This is a genomic window from Peptostreptococcus sp., assembly GCF_977045075.1.
On sequence record NZ_CDRRTB010000139.1, the window covers coordinates 1 to 2,664 of the forward strand.

General features: G+C 36.3%; 3 protein-coding genes. All 3 read left to right on the forward strand.

Annotated elements, in window-relative coordinates; genetic code table 11:
* On the forward strand, nt 1-1,199 hold a 1,199-nt coding region (locus tag ACW6OJ_RS07995; protein ID WP_456096268.1), incomplete at its 5' end, for an elongation factor G.
* A gap of 322 nt (nt 1,200-1,521) precedes the next feature.
* Nucleotides 1,522-1,887 (forward strand): BlaI/MecI/CopY family transcriptional regulator, encoded by a 366-nt coding sequence (locus ACW6OJ_RS08000; protein ID WP_293427519.1) that lies wholly within the window; start codon nt 1,522-1,524, stop codon nt 1,885-1,887.
* Between the two features lie 143 nt (nt 1,888-2,030).
* Nucleotides 2,031-2,664 (forward strand): hypothetical protein (locus tag ACW6OJ_RS08005; protein ID WP_456096269.1); only part of this gene is annotated, 634 nt, incomplete at its 3' end.

Here is a 2,664-nt window from a genome sequence, read left to right on the forward strand (position 1 = left end):
CTCTTGAAAACTATATAGACCCTACATATGTTGACCAGGCTAGTCCTTTCAAGGGAACTGTATTTAAGACATTTATAGATCCTTTCGTAGGAAAGATTTCATACATTCATATAACACATGGTTCTATATCTAAGGACAAGGAAGTTTTCAACTTAAGGTCTGGAAACAAGGAAAAGATATCTAACATCTATACGATTCGTGGTGGTGAATTGATAGAGCTACAGGAGGCTAATGCAGGTGATATCATAGTAGTTACAAAGGTTGCAGGTCTTGCCACAGGTGATACTATATCACTTAACAAGGATGCTGAGGTTGAACTAGAAATCCACTTCCCTAAGCCACAGATATACTTTGCTATAGCTCCTAAGAACAAGAATGATGAAGACAAAATGGCCAACGTCCTAACTAGACTAGTTGGAGAAGACCCTACTCTTCATTACTACAGAAATAACGAAACTCATCAGGCCCTAATAGGTGGCCAGGGTGAGCTACATATAAAGACTCTTGTAAATAAGATGAAGGATAAGTTTGGTATAGAGGTAAGCCTGAATGACCTAAAGGTTCCTTATAGGGAAACTATCAAGGGATCATCGGATGTAGAGGGTAAGCACAAGAAGCAGTCTGGTGGTCATGGTCAGTATGGTCACGTAAAGATTAGGTTCTCTAGAAGTGAATCAGAGTTTGACTTCTCTGAAGAGCTATTTGGGGGCTCAGTTCCTAAGTCTTACGTACCAGCAGTTGAAAAGGGTCTAAAGGACTCTATGCTAAAGGGTGTCTTAGCTGGTTACCCTGTAACAAATATCAAGGCTGTCCTATATGATGGTTCATACCACGATGTAGACTCTTCAGAAATGGCCTTCAAGATGGCTGCTGCTATAGCCTTTAAGAAGGGTATGGAAGAAGCTAAACCAGTCCTTCTTGAACCTGTTATGAAGCTAACTATTACTATACCAGAGGAATATATGGGAGACGTAATGGGTGACATGAACAAGAGAAGGGGTAAGATACTAGGCATGGAATCAAATGGTAAGGGCAAGCAGATATTAGAGGCCCTAGCTCCTCAGGGAGAAACTTTCAAGTATGCAATTGACCTCAAGTCTATGACTCAGGGTAGGGGATACTTTGAAATGGAATTTGATAGCTATGCCGAGGTTCCAGCTAATTATGCAGAAAAAATAATAGCAGGTGCAAAAGCTTAACCCCTAAGCACAAGCAATAAATTAATATACTATTTATGATATGGGCTCCCCTTGTGGGAGCCTGTTTTCTTGGTTTAATAATTAAATACTAAGTTAACTAAATATTTATTTTATATAGTAATTTATCCCTTTTTTTGAATTTTATATATTAAATTTATATATATTTTATTTTTTTATGTTTTTTTTATTTATAGTTTTTTATAAAAATGTTATAATATGATTAGATATATTTGCAGATGTAATACCAATCTTACATTCTACGTTTGGATTTCTAATGGTAGAGTCCTACTAAGATATCAATAATTTTTTAAGGAGGAGCAAAATGAGAGGTTTATTGACAAAATTAAGCGACAGAGAAGAAGATGTAATGTCTATATTGTGGAATACTGACAGATCTCTTACAGCGACTGAAATTTATCACTGTAACGAAGACATCAGTAAAAATACTATTCAAGTTGTGTTGAGAAACTTGTTGAAGAAAGAGTACATCAAAGTTAGCGACGTGGTTTACAGCGGAACTACCCTGTCCAGGAGCTACACGTACCTAATTACTGCAGAAGAATACGCTGCAGACCAGCTACAGGCCTTAAAGAATTCAACTTTTTCTTTTTCACATGCTGCATTCTTGGAGTATATGAAAAAATATGGTAATCAGGATATATTGGATGGTATTAGGAAAAATGCATAATATTTAATCTCTTGAATCAGAATAGTTTTAAGAGGGCAGGGGACTGGACATATAACCAGTCCCCTGCCTTTTTGAATTTACATAATTAGCTCTAAATGATATAATATATTAGATAACCACTATGAATCGGAGGTGATATTATATTGGTTAATGATACAAATAGAAAAACAATAGTGAACCTATCCATGTTGGTCCTATGCCTGCTATTAATCTCCTTAGCTAGCATAGACCCTTATTTATCCTTTCTTTCTATAGTGGCAGTTGTACCTATGGTCTTGATAGGAATGGAAGCAAATCCGGTATTTTCACTTTCAGCGGCCCTACTTATAAGTGCCCTAGCCTTTTTGCTAGGTGGCCTACAATTTGCCTTGGCAACTTGTCTAATGTATGTCCTACCAGGCCTTGTTTCAGGTATATTTATTGCCAATGAGAGTTTTGTAAGTGTGGATAGGGTTAGATTTAAAATTAGATTGCAAAAGGGTGACGACATTTATAAGTTTGCATCCTTAAAAATGTTTCTCTTATCTGTAGCTTTTTTTGCTGTTGGCCTACTTGCCTATACAGCCATACTTAAGTACTACTTGAATCTTGACCTAGTCAAGAACCTACAAATAGATATAAATACAGTATTAGATTTATATAAGAAAAACCTGACAGCTGAGGAATATAAGACTATAAAGGATGCAGGCTTTATAGAATTTATGTCTAATTCCAGCAGCCTATACCTGCTTATTACCTACATTAAGTCCATTATTATGGCTTTGATAGCCTACTACC

What these genes read in the sequence shown, in the direction of transcription:
- ACW6OJ_RS08000 (WP_293427519.1), top strand. Translation starts at nt 1,522, where the DNA reads ATGAGAGGTTTATTGACAAAATTAAGCGACAGAGAAGAAGATGTAATG.